Source organism: Micromonospora sp. NPDC049580, from assembly GCF_040675595.1.
Lineage (GTDB): Bacteria > Actinomycetota > Actinomycetes > Mycobacteriales > Micromonosporaceae > Micromonospora.
The window spans coordinates 1-6343 of the sequence record NZ_JBFAPG010000375.1 but is presented as its reverse complement, the minus strand read 5'-3'; the positions used below and the strand labels follow the sequence as shown (position 1 = coordinate 6343).

General features: G+C 70.5%; 8 protein-coding genes. 3 read left to right on the top strand and 5 right to left on the bottom strand.

The window, feature by feature from the left end; all coding sequences use genetic code 11:
- Positions 1-123: 123 nt before the first annotated feature.
- From AB0J68_RS24425 to rfbA, 5 genes are all read right to left on the bottom strand, one after another.
- On the bottom strand, positions 124-1149 hold the full coding sequence (locus AB0J68_RS24425) for a cupin domain-containing protein (RefSeq protein ID WP_363940570.1): 1026 nt from the start codon (positions 1147-1149) through the stop codon (positions 124-126).
- Positions 1150-1355: 206 nt separating this feature from the next.
- Entirely contained in the window at positions 1356-1559 is a 204-nt protein-coding gene (locus tag AB0J68_RS24420) for a hypothetical protein (RefSeq protein WP_354862562.1), read from the bottom strand.
- Positions 1560-1627: 68 nt separating this feature from the next.
- On the bottom strand, positions 1628-2986 hold the full coding sequence (gene pafA, locus AB0J68_RS24415; protein ID WP_234581936.1) for a Pup--protein ligase: 1359 nt from the start codon (positions 2984-2986) through the stop codon (positions 1628-1630).
- Positions 2987-3054: 68 nt separating this feature from the next.
- Positions 3055-3678, bottom strand: a complete 624-nt coding sequence (rfbC, locus tag AB0J68_RS24410) for a dTDP-4-dehydrorhamnose 3,5-epimerase (protein WP_363940569.1) — start codon at positions 3676-3678, stop codon at positions 3055-3057.
- Entirely contained in the window at positions 3675-4562 is an 888-nt protein-coding gene (gene rfbA, locus AB0J68_RS24405; RefSeq protein WP_354862559.1) for a glucose-1-phosphate thymidylyltransferase RfbA, read from the bottom strand. Before rfbA ends, rfbC begins: the two co-directional genes overlap by 4 nt.
- Before the next feature lie 88 nt (positions 4563-4650).
- On the opposite strand from rfbA, the gene rfbB reads away from it, so the two are divergent.
- The 3 genes from rfbB to AB0J68_RS24390 form a co-directional block, all read left to right on the top strand.
- Positions 4651-5652 carry a dTDP-glucose 4,6-dehydratase gene (gene rfbB, locus AB0J68_RS24400; protein WP_363940568.1) on the top strand — a complete coding sequence of 334 codons (1002 nt, stop codon included), beginning with the start codon at positions 4651-4653 and terminating at the stop codon, positions 5650-5652.
- A gap of 169 nt (positions 5653-5821) precedes the next feature.
- On the top strand, positions 5822-6193 hold the full coding sequence (locus AB0J68_RS24395; RefSeq protein ID WP_354862556.1) for a DUF2304 domain-containing protein: 372 nt from the start codon (positions 5822-5824) through the stop codon (positions 6191-6193).
- Positions 6186-6343, top strand: a 158-nt coding sequence (locus AB0J68_RS24390; RefSeq protein WP_363940571.1) for a glycosyltransferase, incomplete at its 3' end; no start/stop codon positions are given. The genes AB0J68_RS24395 and AB0J68_RS24390, both read left to right, overlap by 8 nt.

Sequence of the window (6343 nt, the reverse complement as noted above, 5' to 3'; positions counted from 1 at the left end):
ATTGCCCGCCCGCCCGGCGTGTCGGGGCAATAACTTCATGATCAACCCCGGGCGGGACCGGGGTGGGGACCGGGTGGGACGCGGGCGGGACCTGGGTGGGAGGGTGACGGTCGGGTCAGCGGATCACCCGAACCGGGGCTTGCAGAACATCTCCAGGAAGACCAGCGGCTCGGTGCCGAGGTTCTCGATGTAGTGGCCGTAGGCGAACGGCACGTACCCGACGTCACCCGAGCGCATGTCGAAGGTGCCCGCCACGCCCTGACTGGCGAACACGCCCATCCGGCCGTGGCCGGAGAGGTAGTACTGCCACTCGTCGTCGGTCGGGTGCCAGTGCAACTCGCGCATCCCGCCCGGATCGACCTCGACCAGCGCGGCGCAGATCGCGGTGGCCGCCGGGAACTGGGTGACGTCGGCGATGCGGACCTGGCCGCCCGCGAACCGCTGCGGCTGCTGCGCGAGCAGCCGGTGGCTCAGGCTGCGGGGCACGTCCCCGCTCGGGCTGACCACCTTGTCGCGGTCCAGCGGCGGCGGCACCTGCCCCGCGAAGATGTACTTCTCCCGCTCCGGGATCGAGTCGAGCTGCTCGGGTCGCCACCCGAAGTTCTTGGCCAGCACGTCCTTCGGGGTGTGCGCGAAGAAGTCGCTGATCAGGAACGTGCTGTTCTCGGTGAACGCGCCGTCGTCGAAGACGAGCAGGAACTCCACGCCCTCGTCGAGCGCCTGGATGTGGTGCGGCACCCCCTGCGGAAAGAACCACAGGTCACCGGCGCGTACGTCGTCGAGGAAGTTGCGGCCCTCCTGGTCGACGGCGCTGATCCGGGCGCTGCCGCGCGACACGTACGCCCACTCGGACTGCTTGTGCCAGTGCAGCTCCCGGTACCCGCCCGGTTCCAGCGCCATGTCCACGCCGCTGAGCTCGGTGGCGACCGGCAGCTCCCGTACGGTCACCTCGCGGGTCCAACCGCCGCCCTGCACGCGGGCGTGCGCGTCGGAGAACGAGAACCGCAGGTTGGGCAGTGTCCCCGCGTCCGTGCTCGGCGGGGTCAGCAGATCGGGGTTCTGCCGGTCCCGGACCACGTCGCGCGGCCCGGGGTCCTGCCAGCCTCCCCCACCGCGTTCCGGCTGCGGCACCGTCCGGTCGTCGTCCATGATCGCCTCCCGCGTCGTCGCGTCCCGGTGTCGTCGGCGCAGTGGGCGGGCGGACCCGCCCGCGACGGCGACGTCGGCGGATACCCGTCGACGCGACCCGGCCGGGCCAACCTCTGGCCCCGGGAGGGTCACCGACGAACACCGCTCCCGCGACAGCGCGGGTGGGTCAGCAACGGACACCGCTCGCGCGACAGCGCGGGGCGGGATCAGGCGAGGAAGATCAGGGCGAGCCAGCCGCCCACGATGAGCACCAGCGCCAGGGCCAGCACCCACGTCGGCACGGTGTACTCACCGCGCCGGTTGCGGTCGATCTCGGCGCGGATCTTCTCCCGCCGGCGTTCGACCCAGTTCTGCCGCTCGGCGCCGCGCCCGGAGCGCTCGGAACGGTCGGATGGTTCAGAAGTCGTCATGGCGCGCCCAGCCTACCGGGCCGGCGGGCCCCGTCGGCGGCACACCACCGCCGGGGCCGGCACACCCGTCACATGCTGGCGATCAACCGCTCCACCCGCTCGTCGTACGCCCGGAACGGGTCCTTGCAGAGCACGGTGCGCTGTGCCTGGTCGTTGAGCTTCAGGTGCACCCAGTCGACGGTGAAGTCGCGCCGCTTCTCCTGGGCGTGCCGGATGAACTCGCCGCGCAGCCGCGCCCGTGTGGTCTGCGGCGGGGTCTCCTTGGCCTCGAAGATCTCCGGGTCGGTGGCCACCCGGTCCACCTCGCCGCGACGCTCCAGCAGCCCGTAGAGGCCCCGCCCACGGCGCACGTCGTGGTACGCCAGGTCCATCTGCGCCACCCGGGGGTGCGACAGCGGCAGGTCGTGCTTACGCTGGTAGCGCTCGATCAGCCGCAGCTTGCTGACCCAGTCGATCTCCCGCGAGACCGGCTCCAGGTCACCGCTCTCCACCGCGTTGAGCACCCGGCCCCACAGCTCGACGACCCGCTTGGCGGCCTGGTCGCCGCCGCGGCGCTCGACGAACTCGGTGGCCTTGGCCAGGTACTCCTGCTGGATGTCCAGCGCGCTGACCTCCTTGCCGGAGGCGAGCCGCACCTTGCGCCGGCCGGTGATGTCGTGCGACACCTCGCGGATCGCCCGGATCGGGTTCTCCAGCGACAGGTCCCGCATGACGACCCCGGCCTCGATCATCCGCAGCACGATGTCGGCGGTGCCGACCTTGAGCAGCGTCGTGACCTCGTTCATGTTCGAGTCGCCGACGATCACGTGCAGGCGCCGGTAGCGCTCGGCGTCGGCGTGCGGCTCGTCGCGGGTGTTGATGATCGGTCGGCTGCGGGTCGTCGCCGAGGAGACGCCCTCCCAGATGTGCTCGGCCCGCTGGGACAGGCAGTACACCGCGCCACGCGGAGTCTGCAGGACCTTGCCGGCCCCACAGATCAACTGCCTGGTGACCAGGAACGGGATGAGCACGTCAGCGAGCCGGCCAAACTCGCCGTGCCGCGAGACCAGGTAGTTCTCGTGGCAGCCGTACGAGTTGCCGGCCGAGTCGGTGTTGTTCTTGAACAGGTAGATCTCACCTGCGATGCCCTCGTCGTGCAGTCGCTTCTCCGCGTCGACGAGCAGGCCCTCCAGGATCCGCTCGCCGGCCCGGTCGTGGGCGACAAGATCGGTCACCGAGTCGCACTCCGGTGTGGCGTACTCCGGATGCGACCCGACGTCCAGGTAGAGCCGGGCCCCGTTGCGCAGGAACACGTTGCTCGACCGGCCCCAGGACACGACGCGACGGAACAGATACCGCGCGACCTCGTCCGGGGACAGCCGCCGCTGCCCGCGATAGGTACAGGTGACGCCGTACTCGGTCTCGAGGCCGAAGATTCGCCGCTCCATGGTGTGACATTAGCCGCCCGGAGGCCCGGTTCGTCACTGTCACACCACAGGTCGTGCTTCGGGGGTGGTCACATACCGGCTGAGTGCGACATTCCGTCCGGCCCGAGACTGGCCACGAACCGCCGGCAGGCGTCGTACTCCGGCAGCAGGCCGCGCTCGCGGGCCTGCGCCAGGGTCGGCGCGGCGTCGTCGCGGGCGGACAGCAGCGGGACGTCGGCGGGCCACTCGATGCCCAGCTCCTCGTCCAGCGGGTGCACCGCGTGCTCGCCGGTCGGGTTGTACGTGGCCGAGCAGAGGTAGCTCAGCGTCGCGTCGTCGGTCAGCGCGCAGAATCCGTGCCCCAACCCTTCGCTGAGGTAGACCGCCCGCCGGTCGGTGTCGTCCAGCCGGACGCCCTCCCACCGGCCGAAGGTCGGCGAGCCGACCCGCAGGTCCACGATCACGTCGAGAACCGCGCCGCGCACACACGTCACGTACTTGGCCTGCCCGGGCGGCACGTCGGCGAAGTGGACGCCGCGCACCACGCCGCGCGCCGAGACCGACAGGTTGGCCTGGGCCAGCCGCAGCGGGTGCCCCACCGCCTCGGCGAGGTGGTCGAAGCGGTACCACTCCATGAACATGCCGCGCGGGTCGCCGTGCTGCTGGGGGGTGATCTCCCAGGCGCCCTCGATGCCCAGCTCCCGGATCTTCATCGGCCCACCCGCGCTTCGTTCTTCTCGGCCAGCAGCCCGAACAGGTAGTCGCCGTAGCCGCTCTTGACCAGCGGTTCGGCGAGCGCGCGCAGCTGATCGTCGTCGATGAGGCCGGCCCGCCAGGCCACCTCCTCGACACAGCCGATCTTCAGGCCCTGCCGCTCCTCGATCACCCGGACGAACTCGCCGGCCTGCATCATCGAGGCGAACGTGCCGGTGTCCAGCCAGGCCGTGCCCCGGTCGAGCAGGGTGACGGACAGCTCGCCGGTCTCCCGGTACGCCTCGTTGACCGCCGTGATCTCCAGCTCGCCGCGAGCGCTCGGGGTGAGCTTGGCGGCGATGTCGACCACCCGGTTGTCGTAGAAGTACAGGCCGGGCACCGCGAAGCGGGACTTCGGCCGGGCCGGCTTCTCCTCGATCGAGAGCACCCGCCCCTCGGCGTCGAAGTCCACCACCCCGTACTCCTGCGGGTTGGCCACCGGGTACGCGAACACCCGGCCGCCGACCAGGTCGCCGTGGGCGGCGAGCTGCCGACCCAGGCCGACGCCGTGGAAGATGTTGTCGCCGAGGATCAGCGCCACCGACTCGTCACCGATGAAGTCCGCGCCCAGCACGAACGCCTGGGCGATGCCCTCCGGGCGGGCCTGCGTGACGTACTCCAGCCGCAGCCCGAACTGGCTGCCGTCGCCGAGCAACCGGCGGAACTGGTCCTGGTCCTCCGGTGTGGTGATCACCAGGATCTCCCGCACCCCGGACATCACCAGGGTGGAGAGGGGGTAGTAGATCATCGGCTTGTCGAAGACCGGCATCAGTTGCTTGGACACTGCCCGGGTGATCGGCCAGAGCCGGGAACCGGTGCCGCCGGCGAGTAGGATTCCGCGCACCGGGGGAGCTTAGCCGCTACCAGCCCGTCGGCATGTCGGTGGTCGCCGCCGACAGCCGGCCCACCGCTTCGCGTACACTCCTGGACCCGTGAGGATCCTCGTCACCGGCGGTGCCGGATTCATCGGTTCAGAGTACGTCCGCATGCTGCTGGGCGTGCCTGGTGGCACCGCCTCGGGCGTGCCCGCGGTCGATCCCGCCAGCGTGACCGTGCTCGACAAGCTCACCTACTCGGGCAACCTGGCGAACCTCGACCCGGTGCGCGACGACCCGCGGCTGCGCTTCGTGCAGGGCGACATCTGCGACCCCGGTGTGGTCGACGAGGTGGTCGCCGGGCACGACGTGATCGTGCACTTCGCGGCGGAATCGCACGTCGACCGCTCGATCGCCGGAGCCGCGCCGTTCGTCACCACCAACGTGCTCGGCACCCAGACGCTGCTGGACGCGGCGCTGCGCCACGGCACCGGCCGCTTCGTGCACGTGTCGACCGACGAGGTGTACGGGTCGATCGACGAGGGCTCCTGGACGGAGACCTGGCCCCTCGCGCCGAACTCGCCGTACTCGGCCTCGAAGGCCGGCTCCGACCTGCTCGCCCTGGCCTACCACCGCACCCACGGCATGGACGTGGTGGTCACCCGCTGCTCCAACAACTACGGGCCGTACCAGTTCCCCGAGAAGGTCATCCCGCTGTTCGTCTCCAACCTGCTCGACGGCGGCACCGTTCCGCTCTACGGCGACGGCGGCAACATCCGCGACTGGCTGCACGTGCACGACCACTGCCGGGGCATCGCGCTGGTCCAGCAGAAGGGCCGCGCCGGCGAGGTCTACAACATCGGCGGCGGCACCGAGCTGACCAACAAGGAGCTGACCGGTCTGCTGCTGGAAGCCTGCGGCGCCGGCTGGGACCGGGTCGTCCCGGTGACCGACCGCAAGGGCCACGACCGCCGCTACTCGCTGGACATCACCAAGATCAACCAAGAGCTGGGGTACGCCCCGAGCATCGACCTCACCGACGGTCTGGCGCAGACCGTGCAGTGGTACCGCGACAACCGGGCCTGGTGGGAGCCGCTGAAGGCGGCGCCGACCGCATGACCCGGGCGATCACCAACGATCGGTTCCCCCGTTCCATCCCCCGATCGGCGTACAGTGTGCTAGGGCACGGCCGTTGGGCCGCCGCGGGTCTGCCACCCCTCACGGGCTGGCACACCACCCTGGCCGCCGCGTTCGCCTCCGCCGCTCCACCCGCCCCGTGGAAGGTCGCATGAAGCTCACCCTCGTCACCGGCTTGACCGGCCTGATATTGCTGGCCACGATCGTCGAGCTGCTGCGCCGCCGGCAGCTCCGCGAGAAGTACGGCATGCTCTGGCTCGGCGTCCTGGTGATCGTCATTCCGCTGTCGCTCTTCCCCCGCCTGCTGGACAACGTCGCCGAGCTGCTCGGCGTCCAGTCCGGCGTGAGCCTCGTGCTCTTCCTCGGCATCGTCTTCCTCCTGCTGGTCTGCGTGCACCTCAGCTGGGAGGTCAGCGCCCTGGAGGAAGAGACCCGCACCCTGGCAGAAGACTTCGCCCTCCTGCGCGCCGAGATCGACGCGGACCGGGCGGCCCGAGACGAACTGGTGTCGCACGATGGTTAACGGCAAGCGGGTCCTGATCATCATCCCCGCGCTCAACGAGTCCGGCTCGATCGCCGACGTCGTCGGTGAGGTCCGCGGCGAACTGCCCGGCGTCGACGTGCTCGTCGTCGACGACGGCTCCACCGACCGCACCGCCGCCGTCGCCGCGGC

Excerpts from the sequence above, each read along its gene's own strand:
- AB0J68_RS24425 (WP_363940570.1), bottom strand. The coding sequence starts at position 1,149 with ATGGACGACGACCGGACGGTGCCGCAGCCGGAACGCGGTGGGGGAGGC.
- AB0J68_RS24420 (WP_354862562.1), bottom strand. The coding sequence starts at position 1,559 with ATGACGACTTCTGAACCATCCGACCGTTCCGAGCGCTCCGGGCGCGGC.
- pafA (WP_234581936.1), bottom strand. The coding sequence starts at position 2,986 with ATGGAGCGGCGAATCTTCGGCCTCGAGACCGAGTACGGCGTCACCTGT.
- rfbC (WP_363940569.1), bottom strand. The coding sequence starts at position 3,678 with ATGAAGATCCGGGAGCTGGGCATCGAGGGCGCCTGGGAGATCACCCCC.
- AB0J68_RS24395 (WP_354862556.1), top strand. The coding sequence starts at position 5,822 with ATGAAGCTCACCCTCGTCACCGGCTTGACCGGCCTGATATTGCTGGCC.